General features: G+C 39.4%; 20 protein-coding genes and 1 tRNA gene. 16 read left to right on the forward strand and 5 right to left on the reverse strand.

Features of this window, described 5'->3' with window-relative positions; translation table 11 throughout:
- Positions 1-39 precede the first annotated feature (39 nt).
- The 3 genes from CDH51_RS18485 to CDH51_RS18495 all read right to left on the reverse strand — a co-directional run bounded on the left by CDH51_RS18485 (position 40) and on the right by CDH51_RS18495 (position 7,194).
- Positions 40-1,452, reverse strand: a complete 1,413-nt coding sequence (locus CDH51_RS18485) for a SusD/RagB family nutrient-binding outer membrane lipoprotein (protein WP_100630027.1) — start codon at positions 1,450-1,452, stop codon at positions 40-42.
- A gap of 20 nt (positions 1,453-1,472) precedes the next feature.
- Complete coding sequence (locus CDH51_RS18490; protein ID WP_100630028.1) at positions 1,473-4,559, reverse strand: SusC/RagA family TonB-linked outer membrane protein; 3,087 nt, start codon at positions 4,557-4,559, stop codon at positions 1,473-1,475.
- 355 nt (positions 4,560-4,914) lie between these two features.
- The gene (locus CDH51_RS18495; RefSeq protein WP_100630029.1) at positions 4,915-7,194 is read right to left on the reverse strand and encodes a sodium-translocating pyrophosphatase; all 2,280 of its coding nucleotides are present in this window, start codon (positions 7,192-7,194) and stop codon (positions 4,915-4,917) included.
- A gap of 202 nt (positions 7,195-7,396) precedes the next feature.
- Between CDH51_RS18495 and CDH51_RS18500 the strand changes: the two genes are divergently transcribed.
- The 8 genes from CDH51_RS18500 (at position 7,397) to CDH51_RS18540 (ending at position 12,865) form a co-directional block, all read left to right on the forward strand.
- Positions 7,397-7,681, forward strand: coding sequence for a hypothetical protein (locus CDH51_RS18500; RefSeq protein ID WP_100630030.1), 285 nt, complete (start codon positions 7,397-7,399; stop codon positions 7,679-7,681).
- 48 nt (positions 7,682-7,729) lie between these two features.
- On the forward strand, positions 7,730-8,110 hold the full coding sequence (locus CDH51_RS18505; protein ID WP_262494525.1) for a DUF4174 domain-containing protein: 381 nt from the start codon (positions 7,730-7,732) through the stop codon (positions 8,108-8,110).
- Between the two features lie 454 nt (positions 8,111-8,564).
- Positions 8,565-8,639, forward strand: a tRNA-Pro gene (locus CDH51_RS18515).
- A 383-nt stretch (positions 8,640-9,022) separates the two neighbouring features.
- Positions 9,023-10,258: a site-specific integrase gene (locus tag CDH51_RS18520; protein ID WP_100630032.1), complete on the forward strand. Its 1,236-nt coding sequence runs from the start codon at positions 9,023-9,025 to the stop codon at positions 10,256-10,258.
- A gap of 325 nt (positions 10,259-10,583) precedes the next feature.
- On the forward strand, positions 10,584-11,054 hold the full coding sequence (locus CDH51_RS18525) for a JAB domain-containing protein (RefSeq protein WP_100630033.1): 471 nt from the start codon (positions 10,584-10,586) through the stop codon (positions 11,052-11,054).
- Between the two features lie 333 nt (positions 11,055-11,387).
- Positions 11,388-11,600 carry a helix-turn-helix transcriptional regulator gene (locus CDH51_RS18530; protein ID WP_100630034.1) on the forward strand — a complete coding sequence of 71 codons (213 nt, stop codon included), beginning with the start codon at positions 11,388-11,390 and terminating at the stop codon, positions 11,598-11,600.
- Positions 11,587-11,901 carry a HipA N-terminal domain-containing protein gene (locus tag CDH51_RS18535; RefSeq protein ID WP_100630035.1) on the forward strand — a complete coding sequence of 105 codons (315 nt, stop codon included), beginning with the start codon at positions 11,587-11,589 and terminating at the stop codon, positions 11,899-11,901. The genes CDH51_RS18530 and CDH51_RS18535 overlap by 14 nt, the downstream gene beginning before the upstream one ends.
- Positions 11,902-11,905: 4 nt before the next feature.
- Entirely contained in the window at positions 11,906-12,865 is a 960-nt protein-coding gene (locus CDH51_RS18540; protein WP_100630036.1) for a HipA domain-containing protein, read from the forward strand.
- Between the two features lie 333 nt (positions 12,866-13,198).
- Here the strand turns inward: CDH51_RS18540 and CDH51_RS18545 are convergent, their stop codons facing one another.
- Entirely contained in the window at positions 13,199-15,817 is a 2,619-nt protein-coding gene (locus tag CDH51_RS18545; RefSeq protein WP_100630037.1) for an ABC transporter permease, read from the reverse strand.
- A complete protein-coding gene (locus tag CDH51_RS18550; RefSeq protein WP_100630038.1) occupies positions 15,817-16,143 on the reverse strand; it encodes a PadR family transcriptional regulator in 327 nt (108 codons plus the stop codon). The genes CDH51_RS18545 and CDH51_RS18550 overlap by 1 nt, the downstream gene beginning before the upstream one ends.
- A gap of 212 nt (positions 16,144-16,355) precedes the next feature.
- Between CDH51_RS18550 and CDH51_RS18555 the strand changes: the two genes are divergently transcribed.
- The 8 genes from CDH51_RS18555 (at position 16,356) to CDH51_RS20140 (ending at position 23,308) form a co-directional block, all read left to right on the forward strand.
- Positions 16,356-17,342, forward strand: coding sequence for an AraC family transcriptional regulator (locus tag CDH51_RS18555; RefSeq protein ID WP_157807172.1), 987 nt, complete (start codon positions 16,356-16,358; stop codon positions 17,340-17,342).
- A gap of 462 nt (positions 17,343-17,804) precedes the next feature.
- Positions 17,805-18,305 (forward strand): anthrone oxygenase family protein, encoded by a 501-nt coding sequence (locus tag CDH51_RS18565; protein ID WP_100630041.1) that lies wholly within the window; start codon positions 17,805-17,807, stop codon positions 18,303-18,305.
- 22 nt (positions 18,306-18,327) lie between these two features.
- On the forward strand, positions 18,328-19,170 hold the full coding sequence (locus tag CDH51_RS18570) for an NmrA family NAD(P)-binding protein (RefSeq protein WP_100630042.1): 843 nt from the start codon (positions 18,328-18,330) through the stop codon (positions 19,168-19,170).
- Positions 19,171-19,183: 13 nt separating this feature from the next.
- Positions 19,184-19,588 carry a DUF5367 family protein gene (locus tag CDH51_RS18575; RefSeq protein WP_100630144.1) on the forward strand — a complete coding sequence of 135 codons (405 nt, stop codon included), beginning with the start codon at positions 19,184-19,186 and terminating at the stop codon, positions 19,586-19,588.
- Positions 19,569-20,546, forward strand: a complete 978-nt coding sequence (locus CDH51_RS18580; protein ID WP_157807173.1) for a TolB family protein — start codon at positions 19,569-19,571, stop codon at positions 20,544-20,546. The genes CDH51_RS18575 and CDH51_RS18580 overlap by 20 nt, the downstream gene beginning before the upstream one ends.
- Positions 20,543-22,213 (forward strand): serine hydrolase domain-containing protein, encoded by a 1,671-nt coding sequence (locus CDH51_RS18585; RefSeq protein WP_100630044.1) that lies wholly within the window; start codon positions 20,543-20,545, stop codon positions 22,211-22,213. Before CDH51_RS18580 ends, CDH51_RS18585 begins: the two co-directional genes overlap by 4 nt.
- Positions 22,214-22,434: 221 nt before the next feature.
- Positions 22,435-22,887 carry a GNAT family N-acetyltransferase gene (locus CDH51_RS18590; protein WP_100630147.1) on the forward strand — a complete coding sequence of 151 codons (453 nt, stop codon included), beginning with the start codon at positions 22,435-22,437 and terminating at the stop codon, positions 22,885-22,887.
- Positions 22,888-22,924: 37 nt separating this feature from the next.
- Complete coding sequence (locus CDH51_RS20140) at positions 22,925-23,308, forward strand: hypothetical protein (protein WP_133390035.1); 384 nt, start codon at positions 22,925-22,927, stop codon at positions 23,306-23,308.
- The last annotated feature ends 4 nt before the right edge of the window (positions 23,309-23,312 follow it).

Below are 23,312 nucleotides of genomic sequence, written 5' to 3' on the forward strand. Positions count from 1 at the left end.
CTGCTTTTGGGCAGGAGACTTAGAGTAATGGTCAAATATTTATTGATCCCACCAGATTCTATCCAGCAGGGTCACATTTGGAACGTTATTTCCATTACGGCTAACCTCACTATCAGGATAGGCCAAGCGCCGGATATAGTTTCCGTTTAATTCTGGATTTAGGTTTTCCGGAAGTGTCATATCCTTGTATCCATAATCGAATCGACGAGCGTCATTCCAAGTTTCAGGATGCAAGAACATGGCAACCCACTTTTCTTTCATGATCTCATCCATGGTCAAGGACCCTGCTCCCACACTGACACTTTCATCAGCTAAGTAAGCAGCCTTGTCCTCTTCTGATACACCCAACATATCCATGTGCGCTTCGATACCTGCCAGGTAGGCCGCATAGGCTCTTGCTGGGTCAGATGCTAAAGCCGCCTCCGCTTCGATGAATTTCAACTCTGCATAAGTGGCGATCAAAAGGGGAGAAGTAGTGGAAGTATAGAATTGCCCAGGGATCAATGTAGATCTGGCACCTTGCTCAGGAGCATCTCCACGACCAGCTCCATTGACTGTACCGATGAATTCACCCTCGTCTGTAGTTCCGATCATCAAAGGAAGTCTAGGATCTACAGTAGGATAGCTAGTTCCATCTAATGCTTGAACGAATTGCTCTGAAATCCATCCTCCAAGAAGCAAGTTGGAATTGTTGATCGCAACCTGCGCCCAAGGGTTGAATCGCTGCTCAAAGAAAGTAACAGCAGCATCATCATCATTCGACTGGAATCCTGCTGAAACAGCCGCTAAAACCTCATTGGCATTGTAACCTGATGTTTCTTTGGTGTGCAAAAGGAATCGAGCTTTCAAGGAGTTTCCAAATCTGATCCATTTGTCGATATCACCACCGAAGATGAAGTCGTCAGCTCCAATTGAGATCGCCGTCTCACCTTGAAGATTGGCAATGCCTTGATCTAAAAGAGAAAGAACCTGCTGGTACAATTGCTCATCGCTATCATAAGCTGGTGTTACCGTTTCGAAATTGAAACTTTCAGAGAATGGAACATCCCCGAAAATATCCACAGTCATTCCCAGGTTCAAGGCCATCAAAATTTGACCTGCACCGAGGTAATGATTTGCTCCTGATTCCTCTGCCTTGCGAATGATTTCATTGACATCAGTCATGACATTGTAAAGGCTAAACCAAGTACCACTGAAATTCACCGGATCCATCGTATCCGATGAGGTTGCAGGGTTTGGTGAGGCAAGGTATTGTACATAGTTGCTGGTAGCACTTCCGATTCGCTGCACATTGAGAGCAGTTTCATAAGTACTATTGGTCATTAGACCAGAAATAGGGGCGTCTTCCGGATTATTTGGATTTTCATTGACATCCAAGAAAGATTCACAGGCTGAAGCTGTAAGTAAAATTCCGGCACCCAGTATGGTATATAATTTATTTTTGAATTTCATCTGTTCGTTAGTTTAAAGTGTTACAGTCCCAAATTCAAAGTCACAAAGTAGCTCTGTACTCCTGGGAATCCCAGACCGGTAAATCCAACAGCATTTCCTCCAGCACCTGCTGAGAAAGATTCAGGATCGAATCCATCCCATGGGGTAGAAAGGATAATGTTGTTTGCCGCAAGCGATATTCTAGCTGTTCTGAAAGGTGTTCTTTCCAAAACATTAGGCTGGAGATTATAAGCCAAAGTGATATTTCTTAGCTTGATGAAATCCGCATCTTTGACGAAGTTTTCGGATACACCTCGATAGTGATTTCTCCAGTAACCTGCACCATAATTTACGCCGTCAGGACCTACGCCTTGACCCAACCAAACTTCTTGAGTGTTCTGAGAACCATCAGCCAAGACTCCAGGGAATACTACGAAGTCGTTTCTTCTTTCAGAATCTTCTTGCTTACCAAAGGCAGAAAGGAAGTTGCCAAACTGATCATACTGCTGAAGTCCGGAACGGAAATCAATCAAGAATGAAAACTCGAAACCTTTGTAGCTGAAATCATTTCTCAAGCCACCAAAAAACTTAGGAACTGCATTACCTAAAACCAATTGATTTCCATTTCTAACTGGGAAGCCATTAGCTCCGATCAATTGTGGAAGGCCTCTATCAAGTTCTGTTGCTCCCTCAGGTGCTCCAGGTCTTACATAGCTGCTACCAAAGATATTTCCATAAGCTTCCCCTTCTTCAAGAATCATGGTTACTGTCGATCCCGCATATCCAAACTGGGAACCAACTACAATTTGCTCGATTCCTTCTCTAATCGCCACGATCTCATTCGCATTGGTAGTTAAGTTAGCTGAAACATCCCATCTGAAATCGCCTCTTTCGATCGGTGTGCCTCCGATTACAAATTCCCATCCACGGTTTTCGATTTCTCCTGCGTTTGTGATGTAAGAAGAGAACCCTGTAGCATCAGAAATCGGCACTGGAATAATCTGATCTTTGGAGTTTGTCTTATAGTAGGTTACATCCAAGTTTGCTTTGTTGTTGAAAAAGGCAAACTGTGCACCGAACTCCAAAGACGTCGTCAACTCAGGACGGAGATTTGGATCACCGAATACAGAGTTTCGGGAGAAACCTACCTGTCCATTCAGTGGGAATACACTTGGAGACACAAAGAATGATCCTAGAATATGAGGATTGGTATCTTTACCCACTTGCGCCCAAGATGCTCTTAGCTTTCCAAAGGTCACCCATGATGGCAAGTCAAAATTCTCGCTAAATACATATCCCAAGTTAACTGAAGGATAAAAGAAGGAGTTGTTATTCTTCGGTAGAGTGGAGGAGATATCGTTTCTTCCGGTCACGTTCAAGAAAAGGAAGTTTTTGTAATCGACCATCAAGTCACTGTAGAAACCTACCAATCGACGAATGCTCTTTCCCTGAGAAGCGAAAATCTGCGTGGTATTATTCAGATTGAAGAAATCAGGGATTACGAAGTTGGAACCCGTTGCAGTCACTCGATCAAACTTCCGCTCAAAAATATCATTTCCCAATCTAAGCGTGGTATTCCAATCTGAATTCCACTGCTTTTGTAAAGTAATGTAGAAGTTGGAAGTAATATCCCGGCTATTGATTCGAGTTTCCTCGATGAATCCAGTAGAACTTAAGGCTACCTCGCCGTCGATTCCCTTTGGACCTGGAGTGATTTCTGTTCTAGAGTCTGAGTAATTATCAACTCCCAAACGATAGGATAGTGTCATCCACTCTGTAGGGCTATAGTTCAGATTGATGTTTCCGATCACTCGGTTTACATTGTCTTCATAAGTAGCAAAACGGGCGTCATAGATTGGATTGGTATTGCCATAAGTACGCATCGTACCATCCTCGTTGATGTAATCTCTCACATCAGTAGTCTCTGACCAATACATCATCCGCTCCAAGAAGCGGTCGTGAGGTACTCGATTACCACCTGAGTTGATGTAATTCATGGAGCCTGAGAAATTGAACTTCTCGCTCACCTTGATGGTACCGGAAAGTTTGGCACTAGTTCGATCCCAGTTGGAGAAAGGAATGATACCGTTTTGATCTAGTCTACCGAAGGAACCGTAGAATGTGGCTTGTTCATTACCTCCTGATACAGAGATAGAGTTATCAAATTGGATTCCTGTGTCAAAAGCTCTTTCCCAGTTGTTTTGATAAACGTAATCCGGGTCATTTTCTTCGGCAATATTAGCACCCCAAGAAGGCCAGAAACTAGAGTCGTTTCTTTCACCGCTAAATCCTTGTCCATATTCATCCTGAAGTCGAGGCTTTTTCACCAATCGGTCAAAACCTAGAGAGGAATTAAAATCTACTCGAATCTGACCTGCCTTACCTTTCTTAGTGGTAATGATGACTGCCCCATTTGCAGCTCGTACACCGTAAAGTGCTGTAGCGGCTGCACCTTTTAGTACAGACATGGACTCAATATCATTTGGGTTGATGTCAGCAATACGGTTTGACATACCACGAGGTGTACCTCCTGACTCTACCGTGGAGTTATCCACCGGCACACCATCCACTACGAATAGTGGTTGATTGTCTGCTGAAGGGTCCAATGAGTTAATTCCTCGGATGATGATTCGGGCAGATTGGCCTGGAGCACCTCCGGAATTAGTGACTTGTACACCGGCTACTTGGCCTTGTAGGGCATTAACCACATTTTGTTGTCTGGTCTTGGTGATTGCTTCTGAATCAATGCTTTGGGCAGCATAACCAAGTGCTTTTTTCTCTTGAGAAATACCGAATGCTGTGACAATGACTTCATCAAGCTGAGATTCCTCTTTTTTCATGATGACATTGATCACACTGGTATTTCCGACAGATACTCGCTGAGTCTCAAATCCTATAAAGGAGAATACCAAAACCGCATCGGAATTTGGAACTGAGATGGAATAGTTTCCATCGATGTCTGAAACGGTACCGTTGGTCGTACCGTCCACCACGACGCTTACCCCTGGTAAGGGTAGGCCATCTTCTTGTGTTGTAACTTTTCCTGTGACAGTTTGCTGGGCCATGGACATTCCCACGGTCGAGCAACTCAGCAAGAAAAGCAACATGAACTTGTAGTAGTTTTTCATGTGCGTTTAGATTAGGGTTAGTGAAACATTAATTTGCTTTTTTATGCAATTTTTAAAATACAAAACAGGCAGATCACCAAATATAATTTCTAAAAAGCAGCAAATACTGCAATAAAACTGGCGGATTTCTTGTCTTTTATCCTGACTTAGGAAACCTATTTTGTAGAACAGTTTTTAATTTACTAAACAAAATGGTTAAAATCCGAAGATTTGGCCTGAAATTTCTTTTAAAATTGAGTTTTCATTGATTTTCAGGTAAAAAATAGGATTGCTGTTTTTTGCAGTAATTAAAATTTAGGCAAAAAAAAATCGCCGTATTTACCGGCGATCTTTTTTATGATTAATTAAGGAGGGTTTATTTGACGATTTTCTCGGTCACAGTGACGATTTCTTTCCCTTCCTCAACTTTAATTTCTTTTTTAACCTCGATCACTTTGGCATCTGCCATTTCACCATGAGAATCATGTGAAGATAGAAGTGGTGCAATTACCAATCCCACCAAACAGGTCAACTTGATCAAGATATTCATGGATGGACCTGACGTATCTTTGAATGGATCTCCGACAGTATCGCCTGTTACGGCTGCTTTGTGCGCTTCTGATCCCTTGTAGGTCATTTCTCCGTCGATCATCACACCTGCTTCAAATGATTTCTTGGCGTTATCCCAAGCACCACCTGCGTTGTTTTGGAAGATGGCCCACATGACACCAGAAACTGTAACACCCGCCATATATCCTCCGAGAACCTCAGCAGCCAATAGGGTGTCTCCGGTAAACAACTGTGTCAAAAAGGCAATTAAGATTGGTGATACAATCGTCAGTAATCCAGGGAGCATCATCTCCTTCAAAGAAGCGTTTGTAGAGATTTCGACGCACTTGTCGTACTCAGGTTCTGCTTTGCCTTCCATGATACCAGGAATCTCTTTGAACTGACGTCTTACCTCTTTAACCATAGCCATGGCAGCTTTACCAACCGAACTCATAGCCAGTGCAGAGAATACTACAGGAATCATCGCTCCAACAAAAAGCGCTGCAAGAACTGGTGCTTTGAAAATATTGATGCCATCAATACCTGTAAATGTTACATAAGCTGCAAAAAGGGCAAGCGCTGTCAAGGCTGCAGAAGCAATTGCAAAACCTTTACCAATAGCAGCAGTCGTGTTACCAACAGAATCAAGAATATCTGTACGCTCACGTACTTCTTTTGGCAATTCGCTCATTTCCGCAATACCACCAGCATTGTCAGCAATTGGACCGAAGGCATCGATAGCCAACTGCATGGCTGTGGTAGCCATCATGGCAGAAGCGGCAATCGCTACACCATAGAAACCTGCAAAAGCATAAGCTCCCCAGATGGCAGCAGCGAAAAGCAATACCGGAGCAAATGTGGACATCATACCTTGAGAAAGGCCTGCGATGATATTGGTTGCAGCTCCGGTAGATGAATTTTGAATGATGGTCATTACTGGCTTCTTACCCATACCAGTATAGTACTCTGTAAAGTAGCTAATCAAACCTCCCACAGCCAAGCCGATCAATACGGCAGCAAAAACGTTGAATGAGGTTACAGTTTGCAAACCTTTACCGAAGAATGTCATTTGCATTTCTGCAGGTAGCATCCAATCAATGATGAAATAAGAGGCAATACCCGTTAAGATGATCGATCCCCAGTTTCCTCTGTTTAATGCAGCCTGTACCTGCGGCTCTTTGGCATTGTTGTCACTAATCTTGATGAACCAAGACCCTACGATCGAGAAAACAATCCCGATGCCAGCAATCAAAACTGGTAATAATATTGGCCCCATTCCGCCAAAGGCGTCATTCATAGCTGTGCCATTGTTGATATCATTGATCAGGTAGTTACCCAATACCATCGCCGCCAACATGGTAGCTACATAAGACCCAAAAAGGTCAGCACCCATACCTGCAACATCTCCTACATTATCACCTACGTTATCTGCAATGGTAGCAGGGTTACGAGGATCGTCTTCTGGAATTCCAGCTTCCACTTTTCCTACAAGATCAGCGCCTACGTCAGCAGCTTTAGTATAAATACCTCCACCCACACGTGCAAAAAGGGCGATAGATTCAGCTCCTAGGGAGAAGCCGGCAAGGGTTTCGAGAACGATGGTCATTTCCATGTAGAATGACTGCTCACCTGTAATGAAAAACTGGACGAGAAGGGCAAGTAGTAGTGAAAGACCGAATACGGCCAATCCAGCAACACCTAGACCCATGACAGTACCGCCTCTAAAAGAAACTTGAAGAGCTTTTGGCAGGCTTGTTCTTGCAGCTTGCGTGGTTCTTACGTTAGCGTCTGTGGCGATCCGCATCCCGATATTTCCTGCAATAGCTGAGAAAACAGCTCCTATAACAAATGCTACAACAATGAACCAGTGGGTAGTTTCAACCAACATTGAAACGACACCTAAAAGAGCTCCGGCAATGACCACGAAGACCGCCAACATTCTGTACTCGGCTGCTAAGAATGCCATTGCGCCTTCTTTTATGTAGCCGGCAAGCTTCTTCATATTTTCTTCGCCTTGATCTTGCTTGTTCACCCATGTTCTCAGATAAAACATGTATGCTAATCCGACCAACCCGAAGGCTGGTAAAATGTAGATTAAGTTTTCCATTTATTTTTTTTCTTTAGACTGCTTGGTTAAATAATTGGGCAAATATAGAACTTCTAGCTTTCCAGCCAACAGGTAAAAAATTTTCTATTTTGTGATTATTGTTATGTGTTTTTTGAAAAAGAGGCAATGTTTCGATGCGAAAGCTTTATTTTTTTTAGAGATTGGAAAATAAAATTGAAAATCAAATAAAACGATCAACCTAATGACCGTCAAAGAATTCAAAAATTTAGAACAACCGCTGCCAAGTTTTTCACCAGAGCTACGCTCACTTTGGTGGGATTTCAAAGGAAATTGGGACATGGCCCATGCTGAAGTGGATCAACTGCCGGGAAAGTCAGCGGCAAAGGTCCATGCCTATCTCCACCGGAAAGAGGGAGATGATTGGAATGCAGATTATTGGTATAGAAGGGCAGGTGTCAGTCGACCTTCAGTTTCGCTGGATGATGAGTGGGAGGATTTGCTTCTTGATTTTCTTCAAACATCCTAATTATAAGTAAGTTGTATAATCATGAGTCTAATTTGGAGTATTTTTCTTATGGTAGTTTTGAGTAGTAATCCGTCTTTGAGCTTAGAAGATTTTAGATGGAAGAACAGGCTGCTAGTGATTTTTGGAGAAGAAGCAATTGATAAAAAACTTCTCGAGACTCAGTTAGATGAGATTCAAGAACGGAAACTAATCATCATGCGATTTCAAAATGAAGAATTGGTTTATTCGACAGATACATTGGATATAAAAGTTGAATCATTTTTGAAATTAAAATCAAAAAATCCTCGGGCAGATTGGATGCTTATAGGTCTCGATGGAGGAGTAAAATCTTCAGGTAAATCCGGGGAATTGGATTTATTGAAAACTTTTAAACGGATAGATTCTATGCCGATGAGACAGAGTGAAATGAGAAAAGACGGGAAAAATTGACAAAAAAAGGTCAAAAAATACCCTTTTTAGGGGATGTTTTCGTGTTTTTTTGATTCGTATTTTGGGGCCGATTAAACGGAGTGAATTAAGTAGCCTCAAACTATTACCGATTATGAAATTCTTTTATTTGTCTAGTACCCCCAATGAAGACAATATGCTTGAGATTCATGAACGGGAATGCAGCAACATTCCCGATTCTTTGGATCGAGATTATTTGGGCCCATTTAATAATGGAGCGGAGGCAATTCGGAAAGCGAAGATGATTAGTGAAAATGTCACTTTGTGTGTTCACTGCTGTAAAGTTTCTACGAGTTCCGTGCTTCTCAAGAAAAAGAGCTAATGCTGGGGTTTATAATCTCGGGAATTTTTCGAATTGGAAATGGATATTTTGGCTGAAAATTTTACATTTGCCTCGCGATTCAGGGGGCCGATTAGGTCTCGGAAATCATAAAATCGGGGTGTGGCGCAGTCCGGTTAGCGTACACGTCTGGGGGGCGTGTGGTCGCAGGTTCAAATCCTGTCACCCCGACAGTAAGGAATTTCAAAAGAATCCAAAGCCTTGTAAATCAGTGATTTACAAGGCTTTTTTATTTTTAGGCTATTCAGAATACGTCAAAAAAGGTCAAAAAGCTGGTGAGTTATTCGGTGAACCGGAAAACTATTAAAATAGATACTCACCAGATGTGCTTTAAGTCAATGATTATCAATAATTTTGATCAATCGAATTGAAGTGAATTTTAGCCACTTTTTGACCAAAATTTGATGAAAAGTGCCAAAAAAAATGAAAAAATAATCGGCGTTTTTGAAGCGCTAAGGCACTTTTGGTGAGCTCCTGCATAAATTTAATTCATGACTTCTGGTAAAATACTGAAAATCAGTGTTTTGAAAAATGTTTATTTAGTTTAAAAAATTATGAAAAGCCAGAAAACACTAGGAATTCAATTTGTAACAAGACCGACTAAATCCAATAGCAGTTTGCTTCAATTGTTTTTGAGACTTACGGTCAATGGTCGAAGGGTGGAGTTTAGTCTTAAAAGACCAATTCCTAAGAAGTTGTGGAACCCTGTAAAAGGAAGTGCAAAAGGTAGTTCGGAGGAAAGTAGTCAGCTGAACGAATCATTGGATAGAATAAGGGCTTTTGTTTCTTCAAAGTATCATGAGTTGTTGGTCAAGGGAATTCCATTTACCGCAGAGGATTTAAAAGCAGCGGTTCTAGGAATTGAAGAAGAAGCGTATTCCTTAAGAGAATTGATCGAATATCATCAGGAAGTTATGAGTGATACACTCAAGCCCGGAACTTTGAAAAACTATGAGACTTCCAAAAAGTACCTCTTGACCTATCTTGAAAAGTCTTTAAAGAAAAAGGACATATCATTTCAGATGGTTGATTATAAGTTCATAATGGGATTTGAGAGTTTTTTGAGAAGACATAAACCAACCAATCATCAAAGGCCTTTACAGCACAATGGAATTCTGAAGCACATGGAGCGCTTTAAGAAAATCTTGAATCTTGCAGTCAAAATGGATTTGCTGGAGAAAAATCCTTTTGATAAGTACCAGTTTAAATACAAACGTTTTGATCGGGATTATTTAGAAGATGAGGAACTGGAGCGCTTAGAAGAAAAAGTGTTTTCGAACCAACGATTGAATTTGGTAAGGGATTTATTTGTCTTTTCCTGTTATACAGGATTAGCTTATATAGATGTTTCTACTTTGTCCAGACAAAGTTTGGTTAAATCACAGGGTGAATATTGGATCAATACAGAAAGGACCAAAACAAATACACCTATTAAGATACCTGTTTTGCCAAAAGCGATGGAGCTTATAAATAAATATAAAGATCATCCGCGGGCTGTTTCCAATGATCTATTGCTTCCGGTTCTTTCCAATCAAAAGCTAAATTCTTATCTGAAAGAAATAGCCGATCTATGTGAAATTGATAAAAATCTCAGCTTTCATGTGGCCAGACATACTTTTGCAACCACTGTTACCCTCAAAAACGGGGTACCCATGGAAACAGTCAGTAAGCTATTGGGGCATAATAAAATTTCAACCACTCAGATCTATGCAAGAGTAGTGGAGGTAAAAGTGAAGGAGGATATGGGGAAACTGAAAGAACGTTTATCTATGAAAGGAAAGAAAATGTAGCTTCGGTTTTCATTCAAAATCACTTCCCCGCTGATAGCGGGGAAAAGATTTTTCTTAAGACCCTTACTTTCAGCCCTTGGCTTAAAAGGGTATCGGCTTTGCCGCTTCCCTTTCAGCCAAAGGCTTTTTACTTTTAAAGAAGTGCCATTTTAAAATTCACCTGAATTCAGGAATAAGGTAAGCCAGTCTCTTCGGAGGCGGCCAAGAGCTTCCGGCATAAAGCCATTCGCCTGCGGCTCATTATTTATTCCTTTTCCTCTTGGCCTTGCTCAGGACAGGCTTGGTGGGATTCCATAATTCATGTTTCACAAAATCAAAAACAATTATGGAAGCTTTAAGAGAAAAAATCGATTTGGGTACAGTAGCAGAAATTACCATCGGGTATAGCAGCAAGGTCAGGGCCAGTGACCGGCCGAAGGTGACTTGTTCCCGACAGGTGTATCAGGTGTTTCTGGAGTTTTGGAATCAGGATAGGATTGAGTTGGTGGAGGATTTTCATCTCATGCTGCTCAGTCGGGCCAATCGGGTCTTGGGAATCTGTACCATCAGCAGCGGTGGAACATCGGGAACGGTAGTGGATGCAAAGGTGGTTTTTGCGACAGCCTTGAAAGCGAATGCCTCCTCGATGATAGTAGCCCATAACCATCCATCGGGAAACCTGATTCCTTCCGAGCAGGACAGCAGATTGACAAAACGACTCACTGAGATCGGAAGAGCCTTGGACCTGCCCTTGTTGGATCATGTGATCGTGACTAATGAAGGGTATTATTCCTTTGCAGATGAAGGGGTGCTGTAGACCCCTTTTTTTGTTCATTTTGGTATAGGATTTATCACTTAGGAACCCAAAAACATCAAGTTAGGGAGCAAGGAATTGGGCTATTGTTATTATTATTTTTTAAAGGTTCTGCTAAAAATTGGTGTTTAATGAAGTCAAACAGTTGCGTCAAACCAGTTGATTGATTTTTTTTTCTATTCAATAATATTATACCCTAAAGGGTATATTTTAATAATTATTAATCATTTTATACCTGAAAAGGTATATTTTTTTGTTTTTTGAGAGATTATATACCCGATAAGGTATATTTATGATGGATTCATTGTATATTTATACCCAAAGAGGTATAGCGGTATGAATAAATTAAGTGAATTCGTCAAGAAAAGAAGGAAGTCGCTTGGCTTAACTCAAGAAGACCTTTCTTTCAAAGCCGGAGTAGGGCTAAGATTTGTTAGGGATTTGGAACAAGGAAAAGAAAGTTTAAGAATGGATAAGGTTAATCAGATCCTAACATTATTTGGTCATGAATTGGGCCCAATAAAATCTGAAAGAAATGAAGAAGGCTGAAGTATATATGTATGATAAGTTATCCGGCATCTTAACGGAAGATGAGGACGGATTTCATTTTAAATATGATAATTCTTATCTGCACTCTGATTATGCTGAACCCATAAGTTTGACTTTGCCTCTTTCAGAGGAAGTATATACAAGTAAGGTAATGTTCCCGTTTTTTGATGGATTGATACCGGAAGGTTGGTTACTCGATATAGCTCAAAAAAATTGGAAGTTAGACCCAAGAGACCGAATGGAGGTTTTATTAAAGACCTGTCGAGATTGTATAGGTGCAGTATCTATTAAAGAAATTTAATCCTATGGAAAACAAATGTCTTTACTGTTATAATACGATTAGCTCCTCCGATTTAAGCACTTCTGCTGGTCAGAGTGGATACCATCCAAAATGTAGCAAGAAGTTTTACGGTAAACCTATACCTCCATTATTAGATTTCACAGAAGATCAAATATTGCAACTAGCCGAACAAGTAATTAAAAGTCAAAAGACAGTAACGGGGGTACAACCAAAACTATCTCTTGGATTGAATGATAGAAAAGGTGACAATGATCGTTTTACTATTGTTGGATTATGGGGAGAATATATACTGAAACCGCAGACCAAAACCTATCCAAACTTACCTGAAATAGAAGACTTAACCATGCACCTGGCTGAAATAAGCAAGATAAAAACAGTTGATCATTCATTGATAAAGCTTAGGTCAGGACAGTATGCTTACATCACTAAAAGAATTGATCGAATTAATGGTAAAAAATTGCACATGGAAGACATGTGTCAATTAACAGAAAGACTAACAGAAAATAAATACAAAGGGTCTCACGAGCAAGTAGCAAAGGCAATTTTGAAATATGCAGCTAACCCTGGATTAGGGGTAACAGATTTTTACGAATTAGTCTTGTTTTGTTTTTTAACAGGAAATAATGACATGCATTTGAAAAACTTTTCATTGCTTAAAAGAAATCAGAAATATGATTTTTGTCCAGCCTACGATTTAGTTGCGTCAGAGTTGGTAGTAGAAGGTGATGATGAAGAACTTGCATTAAACTTGAATGGTAAAAAGAAAAAGATCAAACGGAATGACTTTGAAACAGGAATGCAAAGAGCTGGGATTGATCAAAAGGTAATCGAGAATATCTTCAAGAAGTATAAAAAATTGATTCCTCAGTGGAATCAGTTTATCATTCATAGCTTTTTATCAGATAAATTGAAAGATGAATATATTTCGCTAATTGAACGGAAATCAATTCAATTAGAACTTTAAATTGTCTACGCTTGATTTCTTATGTGGTTTTTTCGAGAATGAATTTTCCTGTTAGATAGTGAAACCGGGGAAAAATATTTCTAAAAAAGAGTAAGTTAAGTTCTAGTTTTTTCGGAGATTGTAGTCCATAGCCATCCAATAGGAAATCAGATTCCTTGCGGGCTGGAGAGGAGATTGACAAAGCGGCTGACTGAGATCGGAAGTGCCTTGGATTTTACTTCTGTTTGCCTAACAAAGGTAGAAAATGATTAAAATTACCCTCGTTGTTTACAAGAGGGTAAATTTTACTTCTGTTATCGACTTTTAAGATGAATAAATGGAAAAATTATCCTCTTATTCGGTTTTAATGGAAACGATAGGGTTCGCATAGGCAGCTTTAAATGCCTGTGTAAATGAACTTAATGCTGCAATGAGTAATGTAGCCAAGCCTCCGCAAATAAACATCCACCAGGTCATGGTGATCCGATAGGTAAAGTTTTCGAGCCAATATTCCATTAAAAGGTAGGTGATTGGCAAAGCAAGAAGAAAGGCCACTCCAATTAGAAATGTGAATTCTTTTGAGAAGAAATGGATAATCTCTGAAACACTGGCTCCAAAGACCTTTCGGATACCCACCTCTTTGGTCCTTTGGGTGGTCAAAAAGGTCATCAATCCTATTAAGCCAAGGCTACCGATTAGTATTGCTACTATGGAAAATAAAGTAAAGCCATTGAATATGAGGGTTTCCACAAAATACTCGTTGTGAATAGAATCATCTACAAATTCGTAGGAGAATACGGAGCCGGAAAAGGCTTTTTTCCAGCTTTCTTCAATATCCCGGATTGCATCTGAATCCAAATTACTAAGCTTAATAAAAGCTTTATCCTTAAAATATTCCCAGTTAATTAGGATGCAGGCTGAAATTTCGTTTTGAAGTGAATTATTATGAAAATCTTTCATCACTCCGATAATGGTAGCTTCTCCTTCATTGGTAATGATCTTTCTTCCAATAGCTTCTTCAGGAGTCCAATCAAAAGTTTTAATTAGGCTTTCATTGACTATAAACTCATTAAAGGATGGAGTCTTGTTCATGAAATTTTTTCCAGCGAGTAATTCTATGTCATAGAAGTTTAAATAATTGTCATCTCCAATTTTCAACTCTGTTTCATAGCCCTCATTCTCTGCCATCTCAGGAATTCTATACCGAGAACCTAGTTGCAGGCCATTTACTGCCATGGGGGGTCCAGACCCTATTGTGACATCCAAAACATTTGAAGTTTGCTGCAATTGGTTTTTAAAAAATTCAGTTTTATCCGCTTGGGGTATGGGAGTCATCAATACTGCTTCTGAAGAAAAACCCAGAGGTTTATGCTTGAATAAGTCCATTTGGAAAGCAGCAATGATGGTGGCAATTACAAATATCTGGACAATCATAAATTGAAATACTGTAATAGCCTTTCTGGTTGAAATGCCACGGGTTTTTGAAAAAGGAACCCTGTTTTTAATGATTTGTAGCGGTTGGAATCTTGAAAGGATCAGAGCAGGGTAGGAGGTCCCCAATAGAACTGTTATAAACCCTATGATAAGAATTACTCCTACATGACTCCACTTCAGGCTTAATTCAAGGTTGATCGAGGAGAATACTTGATTTGCCTGATTGAATAGGATTGAAGAAAGAAGGAGGGAGAAAACAATAGAAATTATAACGATAAGGCTGTTTTCCCAGGTAAACTGTTGGAATAAATCAAACCTGCTGCTTCCTATGGATTTTCGTATTCCTACTTCTTTTGCTCTGTTGACAGATCGAGCGGTTACCAAGTTTACAAAATTTCCAATGGCAATAAGCAAAATACAAATTCCAACATACCGGGCATTTATCAAGGTAGAGCGACTTATATTATAACTTCCTGGACTGCTGCCATATCGTGCATCCGTATGCATTTGACTTAAAGGCTGTAATTTGTATTGAATTCTGCTGTTATCTTCCTTGCTTAGATATTTCTTCTGCCAGGTTTGGATAGCAGATTCAATTTCTTCAGAAGATTGATTTTCAGAGGCAACAAGGAAGGTTGTTCCTCCGTGATTTCCTGACCAATTACTCGCAGGGTCTGGGTTCTTAAGTCTAAATAATTCATATGGAATGAGGAATTCATATTGGAGGGTGCTGTTTCCGGGCGCATCTTGAATGATACCTGTTATTTGTAGGGCTTCCTTTCCCTCAAGCAGAAGTCTTTTTCCAAGGAGAGTCTCGAATGAAACAGAGCCTCCGTATATTTTTTTTGCAAAACTTTCGGTAAGCACAATCGAATAGGGCTGATTGAATGCGGTGTTTTTATCTCCGGAAAGCCAATTCAATTCAAAAACCTTGGCATAATAGGAATCAACATACAGCGTATACCTGGACTCAAAGGAATGATTATTTCCTCCGCTATTTTCAACTGTCAATAGCTTGTTAAAGGGGCCGGCTGTTTGAGTGACTAGGTCTAGATTTGGAAAGTCTTCACGCAAAGCTTCTGCAAGGGGATAAGCTGTCGTATTCCAATAAAGGGTTTCATCAACATATTGGGTGTGCTGAACTACCCGATAGCTTCTTTCTGTATAAGGATGAAAACTGTCAAAACTGGATTCATATTCTGCAAAAACAAACAGGGATAAACAACAAGCAATTCCCATGGCTAAACCTAGAATACTAACCCCCGAAAAGCCCTTATTCTTTATGAGTTGTCTTCCTCCGATTTTTAGGTAGTGTTTAAACATGATAAAGTCTTTTAGGTAGCTTAAATCCACCTTTTTAATGTTTCGTAGCCTAAAGGAACGGATCACATCCCAGATGAATTTTCGGTTTGCTTTCCTAGGGGATAGCTTATCATATCTATCCTCAAATAATTCAATGAGGTCTCCTTCGATTTCTTCGATATAATCCTCTCTACAAAACCAGCGGAGGAATTCAAGTGCTTTTCGGGGTGGATGCATTAGCCAAAGGATATTTTTGGAATTCTGTTGTATAGACTACTTCTGAGGGTGAATTGCTGATCTAGAACTTGTTTTCCCAAAGCGGTTATGACATAATATTTTTTACGCCTTCCGCCTCTCTCACCTGTTATTCCCCCAAATCTTGACTTTACGAACTCCTTTTCTTCCATTCGTTTAAGTGCCACATGGACTGCACTGATATTCATCGATTTACCGGATTCTTTTTCTAATTCGGACAATATGGATACACCATAGGCCTGATCATGTAAGGCAGCAACCATCAGTAATACCAGTTCTTCAAACTCCCCAATTGAATGCGATTTCATTTTGGTGTGATTTAATTAACAAAAGTAAAAGTAATCAATTTATTTTATATTTGTTAAAGAAATTCCTTTTTGCTATAACTCCATGAAAGAAAGAGTTTTATGATTAGTAAGATGTTTTGTTGATTCTGCATTAAAGGGATTCCAATTATCTTTAAAAGAATTAAATTTAGTCTTCTTCTTTTTCTATCTGCAAAAGGTAACCACCACCAAAAGTGAAATACATCTCTATCAATCTTTACCGGAAAATAATTGAATGCGCTATTGAGGAGGGTATGTCTAAAGAGGATTTCATAGATCTCCCAACCTCGATTGATTCAATTCATTTGATAAAGGCTGTACCGGCAGACCATTTTTTCGGATTGCATGAACTACTAGATGAAAAGCTTGGGCCCGGTTTTGCAATAAGAGTAGGACAAAAAATGGAAATTGAAGATTACGGTGTCTTAGGACTATCTTGGAGGACTTGCTCTTGGGCCGGTGAAATATTTGAGCGAAGTGAGCGGTATTTTAAGTTATTATCGAATACATACTTTTTTAAAGTGGAAAGAGAGGGGATTTTTTCGCATGTATTTTTATTGAGGGAGCCTCATCGAAGAGGTGTAGAGCTTTCCAATGAAGCTACTATTTCGGCAACCACTGTGGTGCTCAAGGCAATGACCGAAACTAATCTGTCTCCCACCCAAGTTACATTTAAGCATGCCGCACCCATTGATTTATCGAGTTATGAGAAAGCCTTCAACTGTAAAATACTTTTTAATGGGCCCGATTATTCTATTACTTATCGAACAGCAGATTTAGAGAAGCGTACAGCAAAAGCTGACCTAAGTATCAATCGATTTTTAGTAGACAGAGTGGAAGAAGAGACGCGTGGAATAGAGTTTAGTATAGGGAAAATTTCCACTGATGTTGAGATACTCATCAAGAACGCTTTGCCAAGTGGCATACCTGCTTTGTCTCAAATAGCCAATCACATTGGCATGAGCAGCAGGACACTCAACCGAAGATTATCTGAAAGAGGGATCACATTTCGTGAGTTGGTACAAAAATCTCAAGAAGAAGTTGCCAAGGACCTGCTTAAAAACTCCAATAGAAGTATTGGAGAAATTGCCTATGAAACTGGCTTTTCCGAGCAAAGTACATTTAATAGAGCCTTTAAGCGTTGGGTAGGCTGTTCACCCTCCGAATTCAAAAACAAATAGAAATTTTTCAGTTTGGCGCAAAGTGCTAAATCATTGGCATAACTAGTCAATGGTGGGATACTTGTGGACTCTACCTTTGTATTCATATCAAATTTGATTGAGTTGGATCAAAGTTTTGCAAATAAGTCCTTGTTTTTCAGTCTCCTAACCAGTGTGCTGTTTCTTGTATCAAGCTTTATGTTTCAGGCAGAAGTTGCACTAGAAAATTTTCAGGATGCTACCAATGAAGACTTATTGCTAGAAAGAGATGTCTTGAAAATTCTCCGAAACAAATGCGATTTCTGTCATCAAAGGAAGAACCCTTTTTTGATCCTTAAAGAACAGAATATTTCTAGGATAACAGGTAAATCCTATCAAATGGTATTCGTCGAACAGAGCATGCCTAAAGGAATCAAAAACAGGCTTACCAAGAAGAAAATTGTCAGTTGAAAAACTGGCATTTAAAATAAAAATCCAAAAATCATGGAAATACAGATTCAGAATATTTCACTAAATGTCGCTTTGGTTCTCACAGGACTATCTGCGGGGTTATTTTTTGCTTGGTCGGTTTCAGTAATTCCGGGAACGCAAAAAATCGATAGCCTCAGCTTTTTGGAGACCATGCAAAGTATTAATCGGGAAATTATCAACCCAGCTTTCTTTTTGGTCTTTTTCGGGAGTATAGCAGCGCTTACCTATTCGACCTATATTACTTATGGTCAAAGTACTACCAGCTTTTGGCTTCTGTTAACTGCAACTTTGGCTTACCTATTTGGAACAATAGGTGTGACAGGGGTGGGGAATGTACCCCTTAATAATGAGTTGGAGCTATTGAATTTAGCCAAACTCAGTACCAAAGAAATCACCGAATTCAGAGAATACTATGAATTGAGATGGAATAAGTTCCACACCTTTCGGATGCTGTTCTCTGTCCTTTCTTTTTTAATGACGGTCGTGGCTCTCAACTTTCAATTAAAGAATTAAACAAAAACATAACATACGTACTATGAAGAAAAATATCTTAGTAATCGGCGGTACCGGTAAGACCGGTCACCGAGTGGTGGAAGAATTGTTCCAGCTAGGCCAGAATGTATTTGTGGGCTCAAGAAAAGGTTCTCCCTCATTTGATTGGGATGACTTCAGCACATTCGCACCGGCATTAAAAGGAATAGATCGAGCTTATATCGTCTATTATCCTGACTTAGCGGTGCCAGGTGCTAAAGAAGCCATCGAAGCCTTAACAGAGGCTGCCTTACATGAAGGGTTAGAAAAAGTGGTGCTTCTATCCGGAAAAGGTGAAAAGGAAGCAGAAGCCTGTGAGCAAATCGTTGCCAATTCAGGATTGAATTATACTGTAGTTAGAGCCTCCTGGTTTAATCAAAATTTCAGTGAAGGAGCATTCTTAGATTTTATTCTGGCGAGGCAGGTAGCGTTACCAATGCCAGAAGCAGAAATCCCATTTGTGGATGCAGATGACATTGCAGAGGTGGTTACAAAAGTACTGCTTGATGATTCTTACAATGGAGAAACTATAACCGTAACTGGTCCTGAAAAATTGACTTTTGAGCAATCCGTAGAAATAATGCAGAGGGGAATTGGAAAAGATATTCAATATATCCCGATCAGCATCGAAGAGTTTAAAGAAGGAATGAAGGCTGCTGGTCTTCCGGATTCTTATGTATGGCTTTTCAGTTATTTATTTCAAGATGTTCTTGGAAATCCTGCTAATCAACTTGTCTCTAATGATGTAGAAAGAGTTTTGGGGAGAAGAGCTACTTCATTTGAAGAATTTGTTCAAAAGGCTGCCTTGACAGGGGTTTGGAATCAAACAGTGTCAGGTGCTATCTAAACAAATCAAGATTATGAAGACTCTGAATATTAAAAAAGCGAGTATTTCCGCACTGATTATTTGGCTAATAGGAGTCAGTGCCTTTATTGGCTCTTATCTAATTCCCCTGATGGATAATTTAGACGAACAGGCCAATTGGTTTCTAACACTTGCTTTAATTCCTGCTATATTAATTGGCGTACATTTTTATTATAGAAAGAGCAATAGAACAAACTGGCTATCATTAGGTGGTTTCATGTTCTTTATTACGATCCTACTTGATGCAATAGTCACTGTCCCGCTTTTTATAATTCCAGCAGGAGGCAGTCACCTCAGTTTTTTTGGTGATCCTGGCTTTTGGATTTTGGGGATTGAATATATGCTGGTAGTAGGGCTGGCTAATTTTCTATTTGGTAAAAATGAACTGGCTAAAAACTAACATCAAATCAAGACGATTCGCTACTGCCTCCATTTTCCTTGCGGCCAGTATGCTGTCTCTTGGATGTTCTAAACGATTGGTCGAAACGTCAAGCTTAGCTTCATTAAGTAAATCAATGCCAAATGATGAAGCGACAGTTTTTGGGAAAGGGACAATTTCAACGGATGCTTTTGAATTTGGGATTACTTTCTCACCAGACATGGATGAGGTATTTTGGACAAGAAGGGAAACTGACTCTAATAATGAAATTTGGACTATGAAAATGGAGGAGGGTACATGGACTGATCCTGAGTCTGCATTTTTTAAGGCCAAATCTGGTTGGGACTTTGAACCACATATCAATCCTCAGGGAAGCCGACTTTATTTTGGAAGTACAAGGCCGCTGCCAAATTCCTCTAAATCTAGTGGGCTGCACCAATGGTATAGTGAAAGAACACAAAACGGATGGACTGATCCGATCCCCTTAGAAAGCCCATTCATTGATAAGCCAGTAATAATGTACTTGACTTCTTCAAAAAAAGGAAATCTTTTCTTTACTACCGGAGAAGAAGGTGACGAGCCTGAAGATTGGGTAATCTATCAGTCTATCATTCATGAAGGAAGATATCTGTCAATTGAAAGAATGGGGAATGCCATCAACTTTGAAGGTGAATATATAGCACATTCTTACATAGCTCCTGACGAAAGCTACATCATTTACGACGCAAAACGAAGCGATGGACTGGGAGATAGTGACTTATATATCAGTTTCAAAAGAAAGGGTAATTGGTCGAAGGCATTGAACATGGGGCCCACTGTAAATACTCATCTAACTGAAATGTGCCCCAGTGTTTCTCCCGATCAGAAGTACCTATTTTTCCACCGAGGAGATGAAAATCAGGGGGATATCTATTGGGTGAAATTTTCAACACTAAAAAAGCAATTGGAGATTCAAAGTAAAATCAATTCGAAAATATGAAATTCAGGTTTTTAATAATTCTACAGTTTGCATGTGTTCACTGTGCAAAAGCTCAAGTAAATTCAGACTTAGAATCCATTTCTTTTAAAATTGATAGCCTGCTTGCTAATTATCAAGAGAATGAACCTGGAGTCGCTATCGGACTTGTAAAAGAAAATCAATTGATTTTTGAAAGGTATTTTGGATTGGCCAATCTTGATTATGAAATACCAATTCATAAAAACACCTCGTTCCATGTGGCTTCAGTTTCAAAGCAGTTTACAGCTTTTGCCATCCTTTTGCTGGAAGAAGAAGGCAAACTCTCCTTAGCCGATGATATCAGAGTCTATCTTCCTGAGATGCATGAATTTGAGAATACAATAACCATCAGTCATTTATTAAATCATACCAGTGGGCTAAAAGATAAGTATAACTTATTACGACTTTCCGGATGGACGCTAGATGATGTGATTACCAATGAACAGGTATTAGAAATCATTTTTAACCAAGAGACATTGAATTTCCAGCCTAATGAGAAACATATGTATAGCAATGCCAATTATGCATTGTTGGCAGAAATTGTGGCTAGGGTGTCGAAGATGTCTTTTGCGGAATTTATGCAGCAACGCATTTTTGAACCCCTGCAAATGAATGATTCAAAATTTGTCGATCAAAAAGGGCAGGTGGTCAAAAACAAAAGTCTTTCTTATTTTAGGATTGATTCAATTTACGTGGAAGATCTTTTTAATAATTTCAGTGTTGGCGCTACCAACCTGAACACGACAATCACAGATTTGAGTAAATGGGCTATTAATTATCAATCCAAAAGAATAGGTAGCCAAGCTGTTTTTGACAAAATGCACACCTTAACACCTTTGAATAATGGTGAAAACTATGGCTATGCTAATGGCCTGTTTATCAATACCTACAGGGGTTTTAAACGGCTAGAGCACAGTGGTCAAGATGCGAGCTATCAGGCTTATTTGGCAACTTTTCCAGAATTGAATATCAGTGTGATGTTTACAAATATCAACGGCGAAATTAATGGTGCAAGGATGGTTTATGATATCATGGATATTTGTTTGGAGGTGTATGGCAATGATAAAATTGCCATAAAAACGATTCCCAATAAGCTGACCCATCAAGAACCTATCACACTAACACCTGATGAATTAAAGCCATATCAAGGCCATTATTGGGACGAGGGAGACAATTACTCCAGGGAGATTAAATTTGAGAATGATACCTTGCGCTTAATCACTAGCAATGGTAAAACTGCTTTGGTCCCTGTTGGTGAACATAGTTTTGAATTGGATATTGAAGAATATGTTGCAGTTTCTTTTTTGGAAGAGATGATGATTATCACACTGGATGATGGGTACCAAATAGTTTCTGAGAGATATACTCCTGCAAATTACAATGCCACCACACTGGATGAATTTACAGGAAGATATTACAGCCCAGAACTGAACGCCTATTACTCATTTTCCATAATTGGGAATCAGTTAGTCGCAAAACACACAAGACTGGGTGAATTTTATTTAGAAGCGATCAAAAAGGATTATTTCATTGGTGATAAGGGGTCTTTTTTAAAGGTGGTTTTTATAAGAAACACATCCAATGAACTCACAGGATTTGAAGTATCAAGCAGCAGAGCGAAAAATGTTTCTTTCTTGAAAATTGAATAGTTGATTATTTGCAACTGAGTTTACAGATTTTGCTCAATCGGAATTATTCAAGGGAATTTTCCGATTTTAAGATCTTCTCCTAAACTCAAAAAATGGTTTAGCTTGCACTGCTAGGGATCACAAATGGTTTCACAGGCTTCTTGTTTGATATAGGAACTCTTTGATCTTATAGAAATGGCCGAATGAATAATCCTAATTTTAAAATCATTTTCTATAAAGACATGCAACTAAGAAAAGCAAAAAGAGGAGACCTAAGATATATTGTGGAAATGCTGGCGGACGATGACCTGGGAAGCACCCGTGAGGACTTTCGATTTCCAGTTCCAGCCTCGTATATGGATGCTTTCGAAAATATCAACTTGGATCCTAATCAAGAGTTGATGGTAGTTGAAAATATGAAGGGAGAGATTATTGGCACCATGCAATTGACTTTTATTCAGTATTTGACTTATCAGGGTGGTATTCGGGCCCAGTTGGAAGCGGTAAGGATCCATAAAAATCATCGAGGAACGGGACTTGGAACTGAAATGATCAAGTGGGCGATTTCCAAAGCAAGGAAAAAAGGTGCCCATGTGGTCCAACTCACCACAGACAAGAAAAGACTAGATGCTTTACGCTTTTACAGAGATTTGGGATTTGTAGATAGTCATGAGGGGATGAAGTTACATTTATGAACAAGGAGTTGAACAGAAAATCGATCGGAGGGTCCTTATGAAATCAAAAATCGCTATTCGGGTTTTATTGTCGATATTAATTCCTCTTGCCTTATTTCACCTAGGCGTGCTATTAAATATAGTACCGGTAGAAATAATATGGGGTGGAAGGTTGAACAGTAATAGTTTGGTTTATCTGCTTGAAAGCATTTCTATTTTGGTTACATTATACTTGGTGATGATTTTATCAATAAAAGGGAAGTTTCTTGGACCAATACTTCCTCCCAAGGTTGTGAAAATATCTCTTTGGTTCTTTTTGATTCTTTTTACCCTGAATACAATTGGAAACGCTTTCGCAAAAACAACAACGGAACAAATATTTGCATTAATTACTCTGATAATCTCACTCTTATTGGGGATTGTCTTGAAAGATAAGGGGTAATGAA

The sequence above is a fragment of the Algoriphagus formosus genome (genome assembly GCF_002807035.1).
Lineage (GTDB): Bacteria > Bacteroidota > Bacteroidia > Cytophagales > Cyclobacteriaceae > Algoriphagus > Algoriphagus formosus.